Annotated in this window: 16 protein-coding genes; 8 read left to right on the top strand and 8 right to left on the bottom strand. The window is 58.6% G+C overall.

Annotation, left to right across the window (positions count from 1 at the left end; all coding sequences use genetic code 11):
- Positions 1-236: 236 nt before the first annotated feature.
- Together K1W69_RS12555 and K1W69_RS12560 are read left to right on the top strand one after the other, a co-directional pair.
- Positions 237-518 carry a hypothetical protein gene (locus K1W69_RS12555; protein WP_220228686.1) on the top strand — a complete coding sequence of 94 codons (282 nt, stop codon included), beginning with the start codon at positions 237-239 and terminating at the stop codon, positions 516-518.
- Between the two features lie 302 nt (positions 519-820).
- The gene (locus tag K1W69_RS12560) at positions 821-1,924 is read left to right on the top strand and encodes a diguanylate cyclase (RefSeq protein WP_220228687.1); all 1,104 of its coding nucleotides are present in this window, start codon (positions 821-823) and stop codon (positions 1,922-1,924) included.
- 8 nt (positions 1,925-1,932) lie between these two features.
- Here the strand turns inward: K1W69_RS12560 and K1W69_RS27315 are convergent, their stop codons facing one another.
- Entirely contained in the window at positions 1,933-3,795 is a 1,863-nt protein-coding gene (locus K1W69_RS27315; RefSeq protein ID WP_220228688.1) for a mechanosensitive ion channel family protein, read from the bottom strand.
- 425 nt (positions 3,796-4,220) lie between these two features.
- On the opposite strand from K1W69_RS27315, the gene K1W69_RS12570 reads away from it, so the two are divergent.
- Positions 4,221-6,857 (top strand): EAL domain-containing protein, encoded by a 2,637-nt coding sequence (locus K1W69_RS12570; protein WP_220228689.1) that lies wholly within the window; start codon positions 4,221-4,223, stop codon positions 6,855-6,857.
- 92 nt (positions 6,858-6,949) lie between these two features.
- Complete coding sequence (locus K1W69_RS12575) at positions 6,950-7,798, top strand: hypothetical protein (RefSeq protein WP_220228690.1); 849 nt, start codon at positions 6,950-6,952, stop codon at positions 7,796-7,798.
- A gap of 294 nt (positions 7,799-8,092) precedes the next feature.
- Here K1W69_RS12575 and K1W69_RS12580 read toward each other — a convergent pair whose 3' ends face one another.
- Positions 8,093-8,803 carry a pentapeptide repeat-containing protein gene (locus K1W69_RS12580; protein ID WP_220228691.1) on the bottom strand — a complete coding sequence of 237 codons (711 nt, stop codon included), beginning with the start codon at positions 8,801-8,803 and terminating at the stop codon, positions 8,093-8,095.
- A 357-nt stretch (positions 8,804-9,160) separates the two neighbouring features.
- On the opposite strand from K1W69_RS12580, the gene chrA reads away from it, so the two are divergent.
- Complete coding sequence (gene chrA / locus K1W69_RS12585) at positions 9,161-10,366, top strand: chromate efflux transporter (protein ID WP_220229322.1); 1,206 nt, start codon at positions 9,161-9,163, stop codon at positions 10,364-10,366.
- 4 nt (positions 10,367-10,370) lie between these two features.
- On the opposite strand, the gene K1W69_RS12590 is transcribed toward chrA, so the two are convergent.
- Complete coding sequence (locus K1W69_RS12590) at positions 10,371-10,883, bottom strand: CAP domain-containing protein (protein ID WP_220228692.1); 513 nt, start codon at positions 10,881-10,883, stop codon at positions 10,371-10,373.
- A gap of 184 nt (positions 10,884-11,067) precedes the next feature.
- Between K1W69_RS12590 and K1W69_RS12595 the strand changes: the two genes are divergently transcribed.
- Together K1W69_RS12595 and K1W69_RS12600 are read left to right on the top strand one after the other, a co-directional pair.
- Entirely contained in the window at positions 11,068-12,993 is a 1,926-nt protein-coding gene (locus tag K1W69_RS12595; RefSeq protein ID WP_220228693.1) for a peptidoglycan-binding domain-containing protein, read from the top strand.
- Positions 12,977-14,323 (top strand): hypothetical protein, encoded by a 1,347-nt coding sequence (locus K1W69_RS12600; protein ID WP_220228694.1) that lies wholly within the window; start codon positions 12,977-12,979, stop codon positions 14,321-14,323. Before K1W69_RS12595 ends, K1W69_RS12600 begins: the two co-directional genes overlap by 17 nt.
- Here the strand turns inward: K1W69_RS12600 and K1W69_RS12605 are convergent, their stop codons facing one another.
- The 4 genes from K1W69_RS12605 to deoC form a co-directional block, all read right to left on the bottom strand.
- Positions 14,324-14,560 carry a hypothetical protein gene (locus K1W69_RS12605; protein WP_220228695.1) on the bottom strand — a complete coding sequence of 79 codons (237 nt, stop codon included), beginning with the start codon at positions 14,558-14,560 and terminating at the stop codon, positions 14,324-14,326.
- Between the two features lie 75 nt (positions 14,561-14,635).
- On the bottom strand, positions 14,636-15,328 hold the full coding sequence (locus K1W69_RS12610) for a GntR family transcriptional regulator (protein ID WP_220228696.1): 693 nt from the start codon (positions 15,326-15,328) through the stop codon (positions 14,636-14,638).
- Positions 15,318-17,699 carry an aldehyde dehydrogenase family protein gene (locus K1W69_RS12615; protein ID WP_220228697.1) on the bottom strand — a complete coding sequence of 794 codons (2,382 nt, stop codon included), beginning with the start codon at positions 17,697-17,699 and terminating at the stop codon, positions 15,318-15,320. Before K1W69_RS12615 ends, K1W69_RS12610 begins: the two co-directional genes overlap by 11 nt.
- Before the next feature lie 11 nt (positions 17,700-17,710).
- Positions 17,711-18,640, bottom strand: coding sequence for a deoxyribose-phosphate aldolase (gene deoC / locus K1W69_RS12620; protein WP_258571098.1), 930 nt, complete (start codon positions 18,638-18,640; stop codon positions 17,711-17,713).
- Positions 18,641-18,914: 274 nt separating this feature from the next.
- Between deoC and K1W69_RS12625 the strand changes: the two genes are divergently transcribed.
- Complete coding sequence (locus K1W69_RS12625) at positions 18,915-20,486, top strand: SulP family inorganic anion transporter (RefSeq protein ID WP_220228699.1); 1,572 nt, start codon at positions 18,915-18,917, stop codon at positions 20,484-20,486.
- Between the two features lie 157 nt (positions 20,487-20,643).
- On the opposite strand, the gene K1W69_RS12630 is transcribed toward K1W69_RS12625, so the two are convergent.
- Complete coding sequence (locus K1W69_RS12630) at positions 20,644-21,390, bottom strand: SDR family NAD(P)-dependent oxidoreductase (RefSeq protein ID WP_220228700.1); 747 nt, start codon at positions 21,388-21,390, stop codon at positions 20,644-20,646.
- Positions 21,391-21,464 lie beyond the last annotated feature (74 nt).

Consider the following 21,464-nt stretch of genomic DNA (forward strand, 5'->3'; position numbering starts at 1 on the left):
AGTTTCCTGCGCCATTGCGCAGGTTCGTCCTGATCCCCAAATGACGCGCGACAACGCCGATTTGCGAAAAATTGTCTCCTCGCTCACTCTTCGGCGAGACTTTCGGGGTTGACAGCGCAGGCCCGTGTCTGGTTTTCGATCCGCCGTCGGCGAAGCGTTGTGGAAGACCCTGGAATATCGCCGGCGCGAGCGTGGGAAATTCGATAGAGACGCATAGTTGACGCGGAGCTTCGGGAATGGATTCCAAGGGTATTGTCGGCCTGGTGCGGCATTTGTGGCATGACTGGAGAAAAGCGGACGCAAAGATCATTGAGCCCCTGACCGCCATCCGGAACGAACGCGCCTTTCGAGACGCAGAGAATTCCGGGTACAAACTCCACTGGACCGATATGGACAGCATCCGGCGCAGGCAACGGGAGGGATGGCGCCCGCTTATTCAACGCGACGTCCTGATGCGTCCACATGTCTTCATAGACGGCAGTGAAGAACTGCTGATGATGTACAAGCGCCCCAACTAATCGCGCCGTTCTGTTTCCTGCGCATGAAACATATGCCTTATGATCTCGAGCCATAGCTCATGAGGGCTGCCGTTACCTTTTTGAAGAAAAAATGTCGATCATTGCGCGTATAAGTCGCCGAAAAATTTTCCTCACCGCCAGTGGAAGAAAAACGGCGCGTATGATGTCTAATACTTCTCGATTATTTTCGTCAAATAACCTCTGATTAACAATAATTATCCAATTTCCAACAAACCGGCAGCAATAAAAATTTTAGTAATAGTTCCCGATTAAGCATTAAAAAGGCAGTACGGGAGCGCCAGGTGGAATTTGCAATAAAATATATTTACAGCTTCGGCACGATGGCCCTTCTTGCAGTTGCATTCGGCATATCACTTCCATTTGACCGTTCGGAGAAGTTAAGCCGCGTTGGGTTGGGCCTCCTGTTCGGCATTGCAGCGACAATGGCGATGAACAATCCTATTCCGATCGCTGACGGCGTAGTCGTTGACCCTCGGAACCTTTTCATCGGTTTGTCGGCGGCTTTTTTAGGTCTGTGGGGCGGCGTTCCGGCGTTGCTCGTGGCGATCTCGGCCAGATATAATCTCGGCGGCCCGGGCGTTGAGGCCGGAGTTTTGTCCATGACCATTGCCTGGTGCGCCGGATACGCCTGGTCCTATATCGTCAGAGACAAGGTGCACTATCATCCGGGCTATCTGCTGCTGCTCGGCGGTATGATTTCTTTCGCCCTCATCGGCATCGTGCTGCTGCCCCGAGACGCGATGCTGCGGATCTTCCTGGTGGCGAGCCCCTTTGTCATCGCATTCAACCTGATCGGCGCGATGCTGTTCGGCGGCCTGTTGGAGCGGGAAAGGATCATTGCCTTCCGGTACGGGCGAATGCAGGACGAGGCTGTTACAGATCCGCTGACAGGCCTTTTAAACCGTCGAGGATTTACGAGGATCATCGACCATCTGCCCGAGAAGACCCTGAACAGCGCGGGCGCGGTTCTTGTCGTCGACCTGGACCGCTTCAAGATGATCAACGACACCTACGGGCACGATACGGGAGACAGCGTTCTGGTTTCCGTTGCGAAGCAATTGCAGTCCTGCGTCAGAAAGAGCGATGTCTTGGCCCGGTTTGGCGGTGAGGAATTTGTCATTGTGCTGCCGGAGACATCTGAAGTGGAGGCGCGTCAGGTCGCCGAGCGGCTTCGCGAGACCGTATGCGCCATTCGCGTCACGCTGGACAGCGACGCCCTGCCGGTAACGACCAGCATAGGCGGACATTGGGATGGAAACGGGATCAACCTTCTGACCGCCCTGCGTCTCGCCGACCGCGCTCTTTACCGCGCAAAGCAGGAAGGCCGTAATCGCACGGAGTTTGCCTTCGCGCCGGCCGTGGCGGACTATTCCAAAGCCGCCTGATTTGATCGTCAGGCCTGACTTTCTTCTGTTTTCCTACGCGCCACACTACCCTGCGGCGGCCATACATCCTCGAACGGTCCGGTGTCTTCCTGTTGCGATGGATCTGGGAAGGGCAGGGCGTTCCCGGCGCGCAAGTTGGCGACATGACGCTCGGCGGCTTCACGTTTTTCTGCGTCCACACCTTGATCCCGGGTCAGATAGGTTGTGGTGGACGGCATTGCGAAGCCAGAGCCGGAGTCTCTTACGATTTCTGCGATCCGCAGGAGAATTTCTTCCTGAACGCCAAGGAACTCCACAAGGTCGGACGCGGACACATATCCATGCATCTCGACAATCAGGGCGTATTCGCCGAACGCCTTGAAGCGGACCCGGAAACCTTCCTGCACAAGCGGGTGCGCCTCGAGATACTGACGGATCTTCATGAGGACATCGCGCATCTGGTCGGGCGACGTTTCATAGCGGAGGCCGAGATCGTGCCGCAGTCGAAACTGGTCCCTGCGGCTGAAATTGACGATTTTGCGTTTGGCCAGGTCCGAATTGGCGATCGTAATCACCGTTCTGTCGAGGGCGCGCAATCTGGTCGAGCGGATTCCGATCGCCTCGATCGTGCCTGAAAGATCGTCAAACTCGCAGAACTCCCCGACCCTGACCATGCGGTCCGCATAAAGAATGACGCCGCCAATGAAATTCTCGATCGTCGGCTGCGCCGCAAGCGCGATGGCGATGCCGCCAACGCCAAGACCTGCGATAACGCCGTATACCGGTATTCCGATGCGCGTCGCCCCGTAACCGGCGATCACCACGGCGATCACCATGCTCAGGATGCGATACCCCGTGTGCAGCAAACTCGCATCCAGGCTTTCCATCGGCAGGGCCGGATTGCGTATCGCCCAGGTGTAGATCAGCTCCATGAGCCTGAAGGAAAGCCAGGCGAGTCCGCCCCAGAGGAACGCCGTGCTTATCGTGCTGACCGCCAGCATGAGTTCGCCGGTGATGTTGATATGGTATTCGCACAGATATCGGACCACCAGAGCACACAGGATCATGTAGGTCGGCGCCAGCAGTCGTCCGAAATAGCGCCGCTTCGCTGAAACAGAAACAGCGCGCCATCGTGTGAGCCTATACCAGGACAGCGCGAGCGCAATCGGCGTGACGCACAACAGAATCAGCCCGAGCCACTGCCAGTAAGCCTGTCCGCCATAACGATTCTGCAGCCATTCCGGCCCAAGTTCAACGAGGTCGAACCACTGGGGCGGCACGATCTGCCCCGGCGTGTAAATATAAGTGTCATAGAGATCCTCGCCCGAATCGACCTTTGCCGGAAAATACTTGACCACCTCATAATCGTCCGGGATCTGTTCTACGGTGTCGGCGGTGACCAGATAGTGGCCCTTTCTGGGGCCTTGGTCCATGCGCGCGATCGTGATGTTGGTGCTCGGGATGATCCAGCTTTCCGGCAAATCGGCGCGGGCCGACGAGTGCAGGAAGCTGCCGGCGGAAGCGCCCGGTATGTCGTCCATCGGCGGAATATAGATCCGGTCGAGAATTTCCTGGAACTGCAGGACAGTCTCGATCGCCGTCCTGTCACGGGCTGTCAGCGGGATCTCTTCGAGATTAAACACCATCGCGGCCTTGTCGATGAGCGCAAGGACATACTTGATCTCCAGTCTCTCCTCATCCGTCAGAAACGGCCGATCGCTTTGGTCAAACTCATCTCGTACGTGCCGCCAGATGCGGCTGGCTTCCCGCATAATGATGATGAAACTTTCAAGCGTCGCGCGCGGGCTGGTCGTATCCGGCGGCGATATGGGATTGCCGAGCAGATAGGAATGCAGATCGGATTGACTGACGCCGGCATCGGCATCGGGCACCTTCAACTCCTGAGCGCGGGACGCGGAGAAACCAAGGAAGACAGTCAACAACGCGATCGTCGCAACCGCAACGAATAATCGGACCATGCGCCCGAGCATCGATATTGAAACACACGATGAAAACAGTGAATTTGCCATTATGCCGCTCCGGATCGGTTACGGCGTTTGTAGACAAAACAATTGAATTAAAAGTTTAGAGCACAAATTTTGCGACCGGCGCCACCGCTGCGGGACGAAAACGCCGCAACCGGGCCAACGGAGCGCGCCAGGCGGCAAACGAAGCGCTTTGGCGCTATTTCTTGAAGTATCAATTTCAACTGATACAATTTATCAGGGAGGAACACCTTAAGTATTTACTCATTCGCTGTGAATTACCTTCGAAGTCCAAAGTCATCGTTGGTCAATAGACAGGATAGAATTAGGGAATGGCGTCAAAAAAAGCCTCCAGCACGCGCGCCGATGTGTTTGACGAAAAAACTCGCCTTGAGAAAATAGAATATCTCGGGATCCTGGATTCCAGGCGGTCCGACTATTTCGACGCCGTCGTGCGCCTTGCGGCGGATCTGTTCTCCTGTCCCATTTCGCTTATTTCCGTCATCGGCGAACACGTGCAATGGAACAAGGCGACGTGCGGCTTCGACCTTCAATCCATCCCGCGCGCGGATTCGTTCTGCAGCCACGCCATGACCCATGGAAAGCTGATGGTGGTGGAAGACACGACGGCGGACGCGCGCTTCCGCGCCAATCCGTTTGTCGTGAAACCGCCGCATATCCGCTTTTACGCCGGCTACCCGATCAGGTTGTCCGATGGGCATTTGCTTGGCGCGATCTGCGTAAAGGATGTCGTGACGCGCACCTTTTCCGACCGGGAGCGAGAGCGCCTTACTCTTTTGGGTCAAATCGTGGAAGGGCTGGTCCACACTTTCGAAAACGAGGTGGAAGCGCGCGACGCCCAACAATTCGGACAGTCGCAGAAGCTGGCCGCGAATCGGCAATCGGACCTGTTTGAACAAATCGCCACCGTTTCCGGAGTGGGCGGGTGGGAGCTGTTCCTGGATGACATGGAGCCGATCTGGACCCAGCAGACGAGAAAAATCCACGAAGTCGACGAAGATTACGTTCCGACGCTGGAGTCGGCGATAGAGTTTTATGCGCCGGAAGCCCGAGCCATTCTCGAGCAAGCCATAAACCGGGCCGTCGAGAAAGGAGAAAGCTGGGATCTCGAACTTCCCTTCATCACTGCCCGCAACAACGAGCGCTGGGTCCATTCCGTGGGCAAGGCGGCTTGTGTGGACGGCAAACCCGTGCGTCTCTTCGGCTCTTTCCGCGACATAACCAACCGCAAGAACGACGAGATGAAGCTGAGGGATTCAGAGCGGCTTGCGCGGGAAGCCGAGGAGGAACTCGCCGTCACACTGGCGAACATGCATGAAGGCGTGTGCGTATTCGACAATCATGGGGATCTCAGGCTCTGGAACAGGCGATACATCGAAATTTTCGACAAACCGGCTGGCGAAGTCGAAAAGGGCATGAATTTTCGCCGGATTCTACGGAATGAAATACGTCGGGGCAGCGTCAACGTGCGGGAAAGCGAAGTCACAAACCGTCTCAATGAACATCTTGCAGCCGGCACGACGACATCCTTCAATTACCGGCTTGGAAATGGCAGGAGCGTAAACGCGACCTATGCGCCAATGCCAGGAGGCGGCTGGGTTGCGACATATTCCGATGTCACCGATAAAGAGGAGGCTTCAAGACGGATCGAACACGCAGCGAACCACGACACGCTGACGGGTCTGGCAAACAGATCGCTGCTCAACAATTCACTTGAAGGGGCCATTGCGACGGCGAGGGATCGCGGGTCTTACATCGGGTTGATGCTCATCGATATCGACTGGTTCAAGCCCATCAATGACAGTTTTGGGCATATTATCGGCGACGAGTTGCTGAAAGCGGTGGCGGAACGCATCAAGAATTGCGCCGGCCGCTCCAGCCTGGTGGCAAGGCAGGGCGGCGACGAATTCGCAATTCTATTCAAACGCGCCGACACACATCGCAAGCGGCTGGAAACGGTGGCGGCGGACATTGTTCGGAAGGTAACACGCCCCTTCCAACTGGAAGGACTCTCGATCGAGGTTACCGCCAGTATCGGAATCGCAATGATGGATGATCCGAAGGACACCGCAGAAACTCTGGTCTCCAAGGCAGACAGCGCGCTCTACAAAATGAAAGAGTCCGGTCGCGGCTCCTATCGCTTCTTCGACGAAGAAATCGCGACAGAGCTGACGCGGAAGAAGAAGGGTTTGCTGGCGCTCCACACTGCGGTCAAGGAAAGGGACTTCGAACTCCACTACCAACCGGTGGTCGATCTTTCCGACTACAGCCGTGTGGGATATGAAGCGCTGATCCGGCTGAGCGGCGAAAATGGCGAAGTCATGCGTCCCGACGAATTCATCCCGCTTGCCGAGGATTTCGGGCTGATACACGAAATCGGCGAATGGGTTATCGAGACAGGATTGCGGGAAGCTGCGACATGGCCGCATCATCTTGGAATTGCGCTCAACGTGTCGCCGCGACAGTTTGGCCACGGCGTCGTGGTCAAACAGATCGACCAGTTGCTGACGACACTGGACATGGATCCCGATCGGCTCGATATCGAGATCATCGAAACGACCCTGCTGCACGCATCGCCCAACACCATTCAGGAATTGCACGCGCTCGACGAAATAGGCGTCAACATCGTGCTCGACGATTTCGGAACCGGGTTTTCGTCGATGACCTATGTGCAGCAATTTCCTTTCGACAAGATCAAGATCGATCGGTCATTCGTTCGCCGAATCGAGTCGGATCGACAGGCTTCGATAATCGCAAGCACGATCGCTGCGCTCGCCAACAATCTAGGCAAGCATTCGACGGCCGAGGGAATAGAGAATGAGAATCAGGCGGCGCTTTTGCGCACGGCGGGATTTCAGTTCGGCCAGGGGTTTCTCTTTGGCAAACCCATGCCCGCGCACGAGATCGAGGAACTCAACCCGGATAGAGGCAAGAACGCGACACGATAGGTCATTCACTACCGGCATTGGTAGGATGCTCGAATTCACGGGCTATTCCTGATTTACGCCTGACTTGCGCTCTTCGTGAACACCGGACAGAAATGCCCCTTTTATCGCACCTTCTTCTGCTCGCGCTTACGGCCAGCATTGTCATGTCTGCAGCCGCCAATGCTGAAACGCCACGTGTTTTTTCCGGCAAATCAACGCTACTGGTGGTCAGCGGATACTCGACCTCGTCCGTATGGCCACACATTCTCCAGAGAAAACTTGACCGTTACCATGACGGCGAACGGATCATCGAAGTCAGATCCGCCGTCATTGCCTCGACACCGATCGCCAAGCTTATGGATGTGAGAACCGGCAGGCCGAAAGAAAGCTGGCGGCGCATAGAAGAAGCGATTGCGTCCGGAGGCGACAGGCCTGTCGTGGTGCTCGCCCAACAATCGCTTCAATGGTCGTTCGGACCCCGTCGCAGGACAGGTATCCGCAACTCTGACGATAAAGAAAGGATTCGCGTCGGATCGTCAGTGCTGCGCAAGTATCACGAATTGCTGCTGCGCACCGGCGCCGACCAGGTGGTTCTCGCGACCCATGTTTATAAAAAAGCGATGGAGCCCGAGATCTACAATGAGCGCTACGCATTAGATGAACTCGCCCGAGAAAACCCGCAGGCCTTTACGGCCGGGCCGGACGTCTGGACCGTAACACGCAACAATTATCCCCTTGCCTATGAAAGGGACCGGGTTCATCTCAGCAGTTTCGGCGCGGAAGCTGTGGCCCAGGAATGGTTTGAATTTCTGCTTCAGAGAGAGGGAGCGTCAATTCCTGACTGGAGCCGTGAGCAAGTCGCGGCCGCACAAGAGTTGGCGATAGCACAAAGAAAAAAGATCAAGGCGCAAGAAACGTCGAAACGAAACAAGTTTGCTAGGCCGAGACAGGACGGTCGATAACGTCAAAGCCTGCAGAGATATGCGCAGATCAGGTATTTAAAGAAGATTTCTGAAAAACGGGAAGGATTGGAGATGCGCCTCAACAATCTCCAATCCAGGCCAAACTTGGTGGTTTTAGTTCGGCTAAACTTTCTATTGCCGAATTGTTAACAATGTCAATAGTTACGCATTTCATATATAGTATTATACATAGCAAACACCGACGGATTCCGTATCCGTTCTGAAATCCGATTCAAGTTGCAAAGCGATTTGTCCGGCTCATGCAGGTCAATACTGACTCGACCCTTTGGGCTACTAGTCGTCGTCGCTGCAGGGCCAGGTCGAGGAAGGATCGAGCCCGTTGGGCAGGACGGTTTTCGCATCGCCGCAGCTCATGTCGATCTGGCTCTGGGCAAGGCCTTCCGCGTTTGTGAGATCCACGCCCTCAAAACGCGCGAGATATACAAAGGCGTTGCTGAAATTGATCGAGCCCGACATCGCAGCGCCTCGGAAATCCGCCCGAGCGAGGATCGAGAAATCAAAATCGACGTTTTCCATCTTTGCGTCGTTGAAACGGGCGCGCCCGAGCGACGCCTTGGAAAAATTGGCGTTGACAAGTGTCGCTGCAGTGAAATCCGTCCGCTGCATCTCGGACTTTTCGAAATTCGCGTCCGTCAAATCCGTATTTGAGAAGTCAGCCCGGTATCCCGCGGCCTTCGTGAAGTCGGCTCCAACCAGAGTTGACCCGTGGAACACCGTGCGGAGCAGATCGGCCCTTTCGAGATTGGCGCCGTTCAGGTTGGTGTGGCGAAGATCCGTGGAGATCAACTCCGACCCGCTCATATTGGCTCCCGACAGATCGGTGTCACTCAGTATCAGGTTGCGTTTGCGGCAATCCGACCAGTCGACGCCCGGCGCGGGATTGCTGCTGCACGCGGCATGGGCGTCAAGCGCCACCAATCCGACAGCGCCGAGGACCGCTGAAGCAGCCAGCAACTTCCGGGAACAATTGAAGCGGTTCGTCATCGGCGTTCTCTCCAGCAACAAGCACAATTACTCAGGCTCCGGCGTCAACCCGCGGGAAGCGGCCGCCCTCATGGCGCCTTTTCTATCGCAGTCAGGTTCACCGGGCAGACCATAGTTTTGATTGCGAACCCGTTCCAGCCCAAATACGACAATTATTGCATTCCGCCTGCGCCGGCATGGAGATCCCCGACCATCCCCGCGCGACTGAAATGAATGACCGCCAACTCCGACACAGGCCTGTCACAGAGCTTCGCCAAACAACACTATGACATCATAGCCTGTTAAATTCGCAGCATTGTCGTCGCAATGACAGCATCTTCGGCAAGGAGAGACCAGAAAGTGACGGAACCATCGACCATGCGGACGGAGCAAGGCAGCGCTGGCGAAGTATTCACGGCATTTCTGAAGCTCGGGCTGACATCATTTGGCGGACCGATCGCGCATCTCGGTTACTTTCGCGATGAACTGGTGACAAGACGAAAATGGATCGACGACAAGGCCTATGGCGACCTTGTCGCGCTCTGCCAGTTTCTTCCGGGTCCGGCGTCAAGCCAGGTGGGTTTTGCTCTCGGACTGTTTCGCGGCGGAGCGCTAGGCGCACTCGCGGCCTGGGCCGCCTTTACCCTGCCCTCCGCGATACTTCTGATTTGCTTTGCCTATGGCGCCGCCTTTCTGTCGGGTATGATCGGAGACGGCGTCATCGCCGGTCTCAAACTTGTGGCGGTTGCGATTGTGGCGCAAGCCGTCTGGGGCATGGCCAGAACGCTTACCCCGGATCGTACGCGAGCCAGTATTGCGCTCGGCGCCGTTCTGATCGTGATCTTTGTTGCGGGATCTGCAGGACAGGTCGTCGCAATACTCGCAGGAGCGGCTTGCGGCATGCTGTTGTGCCGGGATCGACCGCAAGCGATCTCACATCACATCGAATTCAAGGTTCCGCGGACGGTTGGCGCGCTGCTGATCGTACTGTTTTTGGTACTGCTGGTCATCCTGCCGATCCTGGCGGCGTCCGCGTTGCTTCAGGGCCTTGCCGTATTCGACGCATTCTATCGCGCCGGCTCCCTTGTCTTCGGCGGCGGCCACGTGGTGCTGCCGTTGCTGGAAACCGAGATCGTCGGAAATGGCTGGGTCAGCCGCAACGACTTTCTCGCAGGCTATGGAGCCGCACAGGCGGTCCCCGGTCCGCTCTTCACCTTCGTCGGCTATCTTGGCGCAATTCTCGGCCCGCAACCGCACGGCGTCGCCGGCGCCGCGATCGCTCTCGTGGCGATCTTCCTTCCGGGCTTCCTGCTGCTGGTTGGCGTCCTGCCCTTTTGGGACAGTTTTCGAAAGCGCCCTGGCGCGCAGGCCCTGATGCGCGGCGCCAACGCGGCGGTTGTCGGCATTCTGGGCGCAGCGCTCTACAATCCCGTTTTTGTTGGAGCGGTCAACGGCCCTTACGATTTTGCTCTGGCGCTGTCCTGCTTCGTGCTGTTGACCGCATGGAAGACACCGCCATGGATCGTCGTGCTGGTCGCCGCGGCCGGCGGCGTGGCGCTCAACGCGATCACTTATTCGTCCTGAATTCTCAGACCGTCGGACGCCCGTCGGATGTCGGGCGGGCAAGCGTCAACACCCAGAAATTGCGGTAACGCCCATCAGGCCGCGAAGCCCTTGCGATACCGAAACGGGTGACATGGCGGTTCAAAAGATTCTTGTCGTGGTCGCGCGATCCCTTCCACCCATCCATGGCGTGGCCGAGCGACGTATAGCCTGCGCCCAGATTTTCCGCGCCGGCATAGGTCGGGTAACCCGCGCCATCCAGTCGCGACGAGAGACCTCTGGCGCTGTGCGCGCGGGTGTTCATGCTGTCCTTGCGGGCGATATGGCGCGCCATATCGGCCGAGACCGCGTCGAGCCGGGGGTCATGTTGCAGAGGCGGCAGCCCTCTGCTCGCCCTGTAGCCATTGATGGCCGAGGCCGCCGCGCCGGCGTTGACCGGGACGTCGCGCACATCAGCGTCCGATAGGGACAGGCACCCCGAAACCGGCAAGACGGCCGCGCCGGCAAGCAAAAGAAATGTACGGCGTGATGACGTCATCCGAACTCTCCGCTTAGGAAAACGGATCGTACATAGCGCCGGTGGACGGACTTAGCCAGTCGCTCTTTGCAGTTCCGGACAATTCTTCTTTTTTACTACCAATGATCATCAAGCAACTTGTGGGCGGCGCGCAAAACTGCAAGTATCCCGGAATAATTGAACAATTACACGATGCCCGCAACTGATGCTTCTTCGCGTTTTCGGTATACTGTTCTGGCTGTCTTCAGCGTACGCCTACGCACTGGCCGGCGATTTCGACATCACAAACGGAAATATCGTCTACTCGGGATCTGTCTTTAAAGGCGACCTGGCGCGGTTCCGCGCCATCACAGCTTCCGCTGACAGGTCCGCGCCGATTGTCGTCAACGTGACATCGGGAGATTTCGACGCCGCAATAGCAATTGGAACGATGATTCGTGAAGCGGAACTGACCACAACCACCGGCCTTGATGACTGCTCAAATCTGTGTAGCCTGATCTGGCTTGCCGGGCGGTATCGCACACTGCCGGAAGGCGGCAGCCTGGCCTTCTCTTCCGACAATGCAGACAACGAGACGGTTTCCAGACGGTCGATCGTTCTGATCCAGTATCTGACAGGACTGGCGCTCGACGTTTCCGACATCGCCGTCGTCCTTGAGGCACGGCGCGGAAAGAGCGCCGGCGATCCGTCAGTGTTTGTTGTCCCGCTCCCACCAGCCGACGCCGTCGCGCAACCCGCTGAGACGACCACGCCTGCCGCCGTTACGCCGTTTCGACCGGATTATCAAAGCTACGAGGGCGAGGAACGGGACGGCGCGCCGCATGGAACCGGCGTGCTCGTCACCAGGAGCGGCGATGTCTATTCCGGCGAATTCCTGAATGGTCGGCCGCACGGACCGATGACTGTGGAATCCGTTGACGGTGACCGGTTCATCGGCCGTTTCAAGGCCGGGAAGATGCATGGCCGTGGAACATTGGAAACGGCGGACGGCGATGTCTTCAAGGGAATTTGGGACGAGGGGACACAGGTTACGCTGAACCGCGTCAAGGACGAAAGCAGCGCGCCTCCCGAAATCGACCGCCGCGGTTTGGCGAAAACCACGCAAACCGCGTCCCGCACGACACTCGCGGATGGAACGGAATATCGAGGGACGCTGAAGGACGGCAAACCGGAAGGAAGCGGCGTCCTTATCAGGCCCGACGGCGTTCGCTTTTCCGGATGGTTCGTAAATGGCCGCAAGAATGGACCGGGCGTCCTGAAGCGCAAGGACGGGACTGTCATCGCCGGCGTCTGGGAGAATGACAAGCTAACTGGCGACGGGGAACCGGGGGAGGGCGACGGGCGTGAGGAAATCGAATTCGTCGCAATCGGATCGGTCACGGCCGGGCTGGACAAATCTGAAATCGCCGCCTTGCAGAAGCGCCTCAACGCGCTTCACTACGAAGCGGGCATTGTTGACGGGCGCTTCGGGGGGCGAACGCGCAGAGCAGTCACCGCTTTTGCGCGGGACTACGGGTTGATCGAGAAAGGCAAGGTTCCGTCAGACCTGATCAGCCAAATCCATGGCCGGCGCGGCGCCAGCAAAGCCGGCTGGCAAACCACGGACGCCGAAAACTGCAGAGTCTGGACGCCAGTCGTCCGATCACAAGCGTCGCTCGAATGGAGCGGATCATGCACAGGCGGCTATGTTGACGGGATCGGGACCCTGAAAGTGTCATTCACCCTCAATGGAAAACCCGCCGCATACATCTACTACGGACAAACCAGTGAAGGGCAGATCAGCGGTCGCGGCGCCGAACGCTGGGAAGGCGCGCACCCGGCAAACGGCGACCGCTATTCCGGAGAGTTCGTCGATGGCTACAGACAGGGCCACGGTTCCTACTTCTACGCCGACGGCAGTGTTTACAAGGGCGGCTGGGTCAAGGGCATGCGGAGCGGCAAAGGCGAATATGATTCACCAAGGCTTGGGCGCGTCGTTGGACAATTCGCGAATGACTTGCCGAACGGTGACGCGGAATATTTCGACGCCGCCGGCAAACTGCGCGGGTCCGGCGTTTTCACCGACGGCTGCATCTTGTCGAACAAGAGAAAGATCAATGTGTTCACGGCTGAACATGTCTGCGAACTTTGAAATCCGTCCCGGATTTTCGCCGATCCGGATCATTGGCGCGTTGCTGGCGCTGATCGTGACGGCATGTGCTTCCGGAACGGTGTACGCTGCGGATATTACGCTCGCCGGGAATCAGATCCGAATCACCGGCGATATCGAGGTTGGCGACGCCGACGCGTTTCTCGAAATTCTCGATAGCGCGAAAAGCAGCCCTCCAAAACTGGTCAGGCTGGCGTCCGACGGCGGTAGAACCTACGTCGCGCTCCGCATCGGAAACGCAATACGCGAGAGGGGGCTCGACACTTATGCCGAGGGGAGATGCGCCTCATCATGCGGTTTGATCTGGCTCGGCGGCGTCGAGCGCTACATTCAGGACGGAGCGCGGGTCGGGTTCCACAATTCCTACGACAAAAATACGCGAAAAGCGCAGGGCAACGCCCTCGTCGGTTTTTATATGACCGGACTTGGCTTCGGGCATGAGGCGACGCTGTTCGTCACAGAAGCCGACGCGGACGATCTGAAATGGCTGGACAAGAAATCCGCCAGGGAAACCGGAATTGAATTCGAACAAAAAACAATCCCGGCCACATTTGCGACCCCAAGCATCGTGCCTGTTCCCGTTGCCAGACCGACGCCCGGAACAGTGACCTTCGAGGATGGACGCCGATATTCGGGCGACCTCAGCGATGGCGTCCCGTACGGCCTTGGAACAATGATCTGGCCAAACGGCGACACCTATCACGGTTACTGGAAGAAAGGACGCCGCGACGGCTCCGGGATGATGATAACTGTCAATGACGGGATCTATGAGGGAACGTGGAAAGGCGACAGAAAGCATGGTCGCGGAAAAGAGCGCGCGGACTGGGGCAGCTATTCCGGCGAATACCGATTTGGCAAATGGAGGGGATCCGGCGTTCTCGAAGTTAACGGCGCGTATCGATACCGTGGCGAATTCCGTCACGATCGCGCCGATGGGGACGGCCAGCTGGAACTTGCCGACGGCAGCAAATATTTCGGAAGTTTCAAGCGCGGGCTATTTCACGGAGACGGGCGATTGATCGGTTCCGGCAAACCCTACTATTCCGGAGGCTGGAAGGCGGGATTGCGCGACGGAAACGGCTTCGAGACCTATCCGGACGGCTTCAGCTATTCCGGCTCCTGGAACAAGGGCGAAAGACATGGTCCGGGCGTTCTTGCCTACCCGGACCGACGAATACTCAAGGCGACCTGGAAGAGCGGGCTGAAAGAAGGCGAGGCGACCCTGATTACGCCCGGCAAACCATCCATGGAAATCGACTACAGCGGCGGATTAAGACACACCCGGGATTTCGATCAGAGCGCGCCTCAATAGTCACGACGGCTTCTTGAACAGCGCAGGATAATAGTCGTTCCGTACTCTCAAACGCGGCGCCAGCTTCCATGCGACGGGAACTGTCACGATCAGACTTAAAAGGATCACGGCGGGCAGCACGTATTTCAGATATTCTTCCGGATACGGCAGGGAAAGGGCGATTGCAGCGCCTGTTCCGAAAAGAACGGCGTTCAAGGGCAGTGCGATGACTGCGGCGATCAATGTACGAGTGCGCATTGTTTAAACTCCTTCAGGAGAAAAACACCTTTCTCGCCAAAATGGTTCCCGCATTACAAGTTGGAGATCGAGTGATCAGTGGCCGTTTTCGCCGAGCCACTTTTCGAGATCGCAAACCGCTGCCTCGATATCGCCGACGACGCCTTCCCGCGCTGCAGCGACATCGCCTCGCGCAAGCGCATCGACGATTGCCCCATGGAAAATCATGGCCCGGTCGAGATGCGAACGGTCGAGTGCGACGACACGAAACCAGGGGCCCATGCGAAGCCAGAGGCTTTCGATGAAGGGCAGCAACATCTCGGCCGGCGCTGCGCGATAGATGTGGCTGTGAAACGCCCAGTTTGCGGTGAGATAGGCTTCGGTGTCGCCGTCCGCGATCCCGGTGTCCATTTCACTGCACAAACGATGAAGCGTTTCTATATCGTCGCTCCCGATCGACGCGGCGGCCCGCTCGACGGCAAGCCCCTCGAGCGCGATCCGCATTTGCCCGATTTCACGCAAGGAAGCCCTGTCCAGCCGGGGGATTTCCAGCGCCCTGTTGTGACCCGCGACGAGCGCATTTTCCGTCTCAAGCCGTCTCAGTGCATCGCGCACCGGCATGACAGACGCGCCGACGGCTTCGGCAACCGAGCGCAGGCTCAGCGACTGACCGGGAAGATAGAAGCCTGACATGATGCGCTGGCGCAGTTGCCGGTAGATCTGGTCCTGCAGCGTGGTCCGTTCAACCGTCTCGAGCCCGGTCGAAATCAGTTCGGACCTACTCCCCATAGGGAATCCAGATGTTCTTGATCTGGACGGCTTGGCGCAGAAATTCACGCCCCTCGGCCTGGGCGGCGTCGTACCAGTCGGTAGCGAGGCCATTGTCGACGAAGGTCCGCTTCATGTTGCTGACGGACAGGGCTTCCGCCATCTCGGACAGCTCCATCGATCCGAAGGCCCAGACGGCGTCGACGTCGGCGTGTTCGATAAGTGTTTTCGCCAGCGCCTCCGAACCACCGGTCACGATATTGATGACCCCGGCCGGCACGTCGGACGTCTCCAGCACCTGGTAGAGATCGGTCGCCATCAATCCGTATCGTTCGCTGGGAACGGCGACGACAGGATTTCCCATTGCGACCAGCGGCGCGACAAGGCTTACGAAACCCAGCAGCGGCGCCTCCGGCGGACAGACGACGCCGGCGACGCCGACTGGTTCGTTCATGGCGAGAGCGACGCCGCGCAACGGCGGAGAATGCACCGCGCCGTCATATTTGTCGGCCCAGGCGGCGTATGTGAAAAGACGCTCGATTGCAGCGGCCACTTCCTTCTCCGCCTCGCTCTTGCGCGCACCGGTCATATCAACAAGCCGGCTTGCGAATTCCTTTTCGCGAACGGCGAGATTCTCGGCCAGATAGTATAGGATCTGGGCTCTGAGATGCGTGGCCGCCTTGCCCCAACCTTCGGCCTTGCGGGCGGCTTCCACCGCATTGCGAATGTCCTTGCGGTTTCCTTCGCCGACCTCTCCGATGATCTTGCCCTTCGGCGAAATCACGGGCAGCGAATAATTGCCATCCGGACGGACCTGCTTGCCGCCGATGAAAAGCTTGGCTGTGCGGTCGATCGCCATTGGCTCGAAGCTCGCGTCGGCGTCTGCTTCAGGAACAGGCGGCAGAGGCTTGCGCGGTTTGCGCGCCGCAAAGGCTTTCGGTTTTAGATATTCAAACACACCCTCGCGACCGCCCTCGCGGCCGTAGCCCGATTCGCGATAGCCGCCGAAACCCACGCCGGCGTCAAACAGGTTCGTGGCGTTGACCCAAACCACACCGGCCTTCAGCTTTGGAGCTATGTCGAGCGCGAGACTGATCTGCTCGCTCCAGATGCTGGCCGCGAGCCCGTAGCGGGTGTTATTGGCGAGCGCGACCGCCTCGTCCGGAGTGCGGAACGACATTGCGACCATGACCGGCCCGAAGATCTCTTCGGTCGCGACAGTCGAGGCCGGTTCGACGCCTGTCAGCAGTGTCGGTGGATGAAAATACCCGTCTTCGGGCATCTCGAATGGCGGCGAAAACGCAGTCGCGCCCTCCTCGACGCCTTTTGCGACCAGCGCCCGGATGCGTGCGAGTTGGCGCTCCTCAATGACGGCGCCCATGTCGATCGCCTTGTCGAGCGGATGGCCGACGCGCAGCGTCGTCATACGCTGCTTCAGCCGCTCGATGAAGCGATCATGGATACTTTCCTGCACCAGAAGCCGCGAGCCTGCGCAGCATACCTGACCCTGATTGAACCAGATCGCGTCCACGACTCCCTCGATGGCGCTTTCGAGATCAGCGTCGTCGAAGACGATGAAGGGCGACTTGCCCCCAAGCTCGAGCGTTAGCGACTTGCCGCTGCCTGCGGTTTCAGCGCGAATCCTGCGGCCGACATCCGTCGAACCGGTGAAGGCGATCTTGCCGACCTTGTCGTGTCCGACAAGCAGGGAGCCGGTGGATCCGTCGCCGGTCACGACGTTGAGCACGCCTGCCGGCAGGCCCGCTTTCGAGGCAAGCTCTGCAAAGAGCAGTGCGGTGAGCGGCGTCGATTCCGCCGGCTTCAGCACAACCGTGTTGCCGAGCGCCAGCGCCGGCGCAACTTTCCAGGCAAGCATCAGGAGCGGGAAATTCCACGGAATGATCTGGCCGATAACGCCAATCGGCTGGTAACCGGAAAACTCCGTATCCTGCAGTTCCGCCCAGCCGGCGTGGTGATAGAAATGCCTCGCGACCAGCGGGACGTCGAGATCGCGGGTTTCGCGGATCGGCTTGCCGTTGTCGAGCGCCTCAAGCACGGCGAACAGCCGCGCATGGCGCTGAACCATGCGGGCGAGCGCGTAGATGTGACGCGCGCGCTTCTTTCCGCCGATCGCCTGCCAGGACGACTGGGCTTTCGCCGCCGCCGCGACCGCTGCGTCAATGTCGGCGTCGGCGCCGAGCGCGACGGTAGCCAGTATATTTCCGGTCGCCGGCTCGATCGTGTCGAAGCTCTTTGCTTTCGGCTCGGTGAAGCGCCCATTGATGAAATGCCCGAATCGCTCGTTGTGCGCCGCCAGCCAGCTGCGCGCGTTGCCGTCGTCTTCCGGGGCGGGTCCGTAATCCATGCTGTCGAGATAGTCCGCTACTGACATGATACTTGTCCTCAGCCCATCGGATGGCGGTTGAAGGCCGAGTAGCGGCCAGTGACGTGATGCTCAAGCTGACGTTCGATGTCGGCCAGCAGCGATGAGGCTCCAAAGCGCAAGAGATCCGGCTCCAGCCAGCGCCGGCCCAGTTCCTCTTTCATCAGGATCTGGTAGGCCAGCACATCCTTGGCCGTTGAAATTCCTCCGGCCGGTTTGAACCCGATCAACTGGCCGGTGCGCGCCTGGTATTCGCGGATCATTCTCAGCATGACGAGGCTGACAGGCAATGTTGCGTTGGCGCTCTCCTTGCCGGTGGACGTCTTGATGAAATCAGCGCCCGCCATCATGCAGACCAGAGACGCCTTGGCGACATTGCGCAGCGTCCTGAGGTCGCCAGTCGCCAATATCGCCTTGACGTGCGCGTCGCCGCAAGCCGCGCGATAATCCCGCATCTCATTGTAGAGCGCTTTCCAGTCGCCGGTCAGCACATGTTCGCGGGTGATCACGATGTCGATCTCCCCCGCGCCGTCGGCGACTGACGCCTCGATCTCCCGGACCTTCGTGTCATGCGGGGCAAGACCAGCCGGAAATCCGGTGGAAACAGCCGCGACCGGAATCATGCTGCCTTCGAGTGCCTCGACGGCGGTCGCGACGAAACGGTGATAAACGCAAACGGCGCCGGTTGAAATACGCCGGTCAGCGACGCCAAGCGCCTCCAGGATATCCGGCCGGATCGGGCGCATCGCCTTGGCGCAAAGCCGCTTGACGCGGTTGGCCGTATCGTCGCCATTCAGCGTCGTGAGATCTATGCAGGTGACTGCTTTCAGCAACCAACCCGCCTGGGCGTCCTTTTTGACGGACCGCCGCCCGGAGAGCGTCGTACAGCGCCTTTCGACGGCTGACGTGTTGATACGGACCTCGTTGACCCAATCGAGCTCCAGCGGCATGCCCGGGTTTCGGGGAATGGCGTTGCCGTGCAAACCGGCGGGCGCTGACCCGGTTTCGGCGACCTGAATATGTTCTGTCATGCTGTAGTGATATGTGTGATCACACTTGGAGTCAACGACCATTTCCACTATTCATAACTGCATGGGAGCCCTGCAGGGCAAATTTCAAGGTAGCCATTTTTTGTGCGGTGCAATAAGGTGCGCCCGAAACCTCAAATTCCCTCACCCACATTTGGACGATTTTTTGCTCAAGCCAGCCTACGCAGCCATCAGCATGCCAATACGCAGGATGCGAAACCAGGACCAGTTTCCCCTGAATCCGGATCGCGTCCGCATCGAACTCCTTTCAGGATTGACCGTCGCTCTCGCCCTCGTGCCCGAAGCCGTCGCCTTTGCCTTCGTCGCAGGCGTCAATCCGCTTGTCGGCCTCTACGCAGCCTTCATTGTCTGTCTGATCACTTCCGTCTTCGGAGGCCGTCCGGGCATGATTTCGGGCGCGACGGGGGCCCTGGCCGTCGTCATGGTCTCGCTTGTCGCCAGCCATGGCGTCAATTATCTGTTCGCCGCCGTCGTCCTGATGGGGCTGCTGCAGATCGTGGCCGGCATTTTCCGGCTCGGCCGATTCATCCGGCTCGTGCCGCATCCGGTCATGCTCGGTTTCGTCAACGGGCTCGCGATCGTCATCTTCCTGGCGCAGTTCAGCCAATTCAAGGTCACAGGCCCCGACGGCGCCAAGACGTGGATCAGCGGACTGCCGCTTGTCTACATGCTGGGCCTCGTCGCCTTGACGATGGCCGTGATCCATTTCGTGCCGCGGCTGACCCGTCTGGTTCCGGCGCCGCTGGCTGCTATTCTGGTTGTGGCCGCTGTGGTGATCGGTTTCGACATTCCGGTTCCCCGCGTCGGCGACATGGCGTCGATTGCCGGCGGATTGCCTGAATTCGCCATCCCGTCCGTCCCCTTCACACTCGAAACGCTCGAGATCATCCTGCCCTACTCGATCATTTTCGCCGCGATCGGCCTGATCGAAAGCCTTCTGACCTTCAACCTTGTCGGCGAGAAGACCGGCACGCGCGGCGGCGCGTCACAGGAATGCGTGGCGCAGGGCGCAGCCAATGTAGTGACAGGATTCTTCGGCGGCATGGGCGGTTGCGCGATGATCGGACAGTCGATGATCAACGTCGAATCCGGAGCGCGGACACGGCTGTCCGGCATAACGGCGGCCGTCTTACTGTTGAGCTTCATCCTGTTCGCTTCATCGCTGATCGAACAAATCCCGCTGGCTGCTCTGGTCGGCGTGATGTTCATGGTGGTGATCGGCACTTTCGCCTGGAAGAGCTTTACGATCATCACGCGCGTCCCGCGCATCGACGCCGCCGTTATCATTCTCGTGACGATCATCACCGTCTTGACGGACCTCGCCATCGCGGTGGTTGCCGGCGTGATCATATCGGCGCTCGCCTATGCGTGGAGCAACGCAACGCGGATCCGGGCGACTGTCGAGGATACGGACGACGCCCGCATATACAGCATCGAGGGACCGCTGTTCTTCGGTTCTGCAGCCGGCTTTCAGGAACTCTTCAAGCCTGACGAAGATCCCGACCACGTCATCGTCGACTTCAAGTCATCGCGGGTGGCGGACCAGTCTGCGCTGCAGGCGATTGAAGCGCTTGCCTCCAAATACGAAGCGGCGGGCATCCGTCTGGAATTGCGACACCTGTCGCGCGACTGTCATGCGCTGCTCTCGAAAGCAGGTCAGCTCATGATCGATTCCGACGATGACCCGGACTACGGCCTAGCCGTCCACTACGGCGTCCGAATCGGCCGTTTCGACACTGCGCACTAGCGGTCCGATTCCGACATTTGCATCCCAATGATGCTCGTCCTGCAGCAAATGTCGGAAACTTCAGGACACTAGCTGGATGAATTTCTAGTGGAGCTTTAAATTTGACATTTGAAAACGAGTTCGCCTCTTGCGGGGCTCAAATGTCAAATCTGCTCCACTAGACGTGCTGGCCGCCATTGATATGGATCTCGCTGCCCGTCACGTAGGATGACGCGCTGCTGCACAGGAAGAAGATCGTCTCTGCCACTTCGGCCGTCGTCCCAAGCCTGCGCAGCGGAATGTTCTCGACGATCTTGTCGGTTCCGGGCGACAGGATCGCCGTTTCGATTTCACCGGGCGCAATGGCGTTGACGCGAATGCCGTGCGGTCCGAAATCCGCCGCCATTTCGCGCGTCAGAGAGGCAAGCGCCGCCTTTGACGTCGCATAGGCGGTGCCGGCGAAGGGGTGCACGCGAGAGCCGACGATTGAGGTGACGTTGACGACCGAACCTTTCGCTGTTTCCAGTTCCCTGAACAGGCCGCGCGCAAGCATGATGGGCGCAAAGAAATTGACCTGGAAGACATCGCGCCACACATGCATGGGCGTTTCCAGCGAGTTCATACGCTTGCCGTCATCTGTCTTGGGAGAGATGCCGGCGTTGTTGACCAGCGCGTCCAGCCGTCCGCCCTCCGTTTCCAGGCGATGGCGGATTTCGGCGACTGCGCTGCCGACGTCCTCCGGGTCGGAGAGATCGATCTTGATATGATCCTCCGGACCGGCCGGCCATGGGCAGTTCTCGGCAAAGGACTGCCTGGAACAGGTGATCACCCGCCAGCCATCGCGTGAAAACCGCTTGACCGTCGCATGTCCAATTCCGCGGCTCGCGCCCGTCAGCACCAGTGTCTTGCGGACGGTGTCGCCCATATCCTGCTCCGTCAATCCAGTGTGAACCTGTCCTGCCCTATGTAGACCACCTGCATCGGGATAGCGAGCGCCGA

Origin of the sequence: Flavimaribacter sediminis (assembly GCF_019492055.1) — a bacterium.
GTDB classification, from domain to species: domain Bacteria; phylum Pseudomonadota; class Alphaproteobacteria; order Rhizobiales; family Rhizobiaceae; genus Flavimaribacter; species Flavimaribacter sediminis.

Bases quoted from the DNA above. Each gene is read 5' to 3' on its own strand.
- K1W69_RS12555 (WP_220228686.1), top strand. From the start codon at position 237: ATGGATTCCAAGGGTATTGTCGGCCTGGTGCGGCATTTGTGGCATGAC.
- K1W69_RS12570 (WP_220228689.1), top strand. From the start codon at position 4,221: ATGGCGTCAAAAAAAGCCTCCAGCACGCGCGCCGATGTGTTTGACGAA.
- K1W69_RS12575 (WP_220228690.1), top strand. From the start codon at position 6,950: ATGCCCCTTTTATCGCACCTTCTTCTGCTCGCGCTTACGGCCAGCATT.
- K1W69_RS12580 (WP_220228691.1), bottom strand. From the start codon at position 8,803: ATGACGAACCGCTTCAATTGTTCCCGGAAGTTGCTGGCTGCTTCAGCG.
- chrA (WP_220229322.1), top strand. From the start codon at position 9,161: ATGCGGACGGAGCAAGGCAGCGCTGGCGAAGTATTCACGGCATTTCTG.
- K1W69_RS12590 (WP_220228692.1), bottom strand. From the start codon at position 10,883: ATGACGTCATCACGCCGTACATTTCTTTTGCTTGCCGGCGCGGCCGTC.
- K1W69_RS12595 (WP_220228693.1), top strand. From the start codon at position 11,068: ATGCTTCTTCGCGTTTTCGGTATACTGTTCTGGCTGTCTTCAGCGTAC.
- K1W69_RS12600 (WP_220228694.1), top strand. From the start codon at position 12,977: ATGTCTGCGAACTTTGAAATCCGTCCCGGATTTTCGCCGATCCGGATC.
- K1W69_RS12605 (WP_220228695.1), bottom strand. From the start codon at position 14,560: ATGCGCACTCGTACATTGATCGCCGCAGTCATCGCACTGCCCTTGAAC.
- K1W69_RS12610 (WP_220228696.1), bottom strand. From the start codon at position 15,328: ATGGGGAGTAGGTCCGAACTGATTTCGACCGGGCTCGAGACGGTTGAA.
- K1W69_RS12615 (WP_220228697.1), bottom strand. From the start codon at position 17,699: ATGTCAGTAGCGGACTATCTCGACAGCATGGATTACGGACCCGCCCCG.
- deoC (WP_258571098.1), bottom strand. From the start codon at position 18,640: ATGCCGCTGGAGCTCGATTGGGTCAACGAGGTCCGTATCAACACGTCA.
- K1W69_RS12625 (WP_220228699.1), top strand. From the start codon at position 18,915: ATGCCAATACGCAGGATGCGAAACCAGGACCAGTTTCCCCTGAATCCG.
- K1W69_RS12630 (WP_220228700.1), bottom strand. From the start codon at position 21,390: ATGGGCGACACCGTCCGCAAGACACTGGTGCTGACGGGCGCGAGCCGC.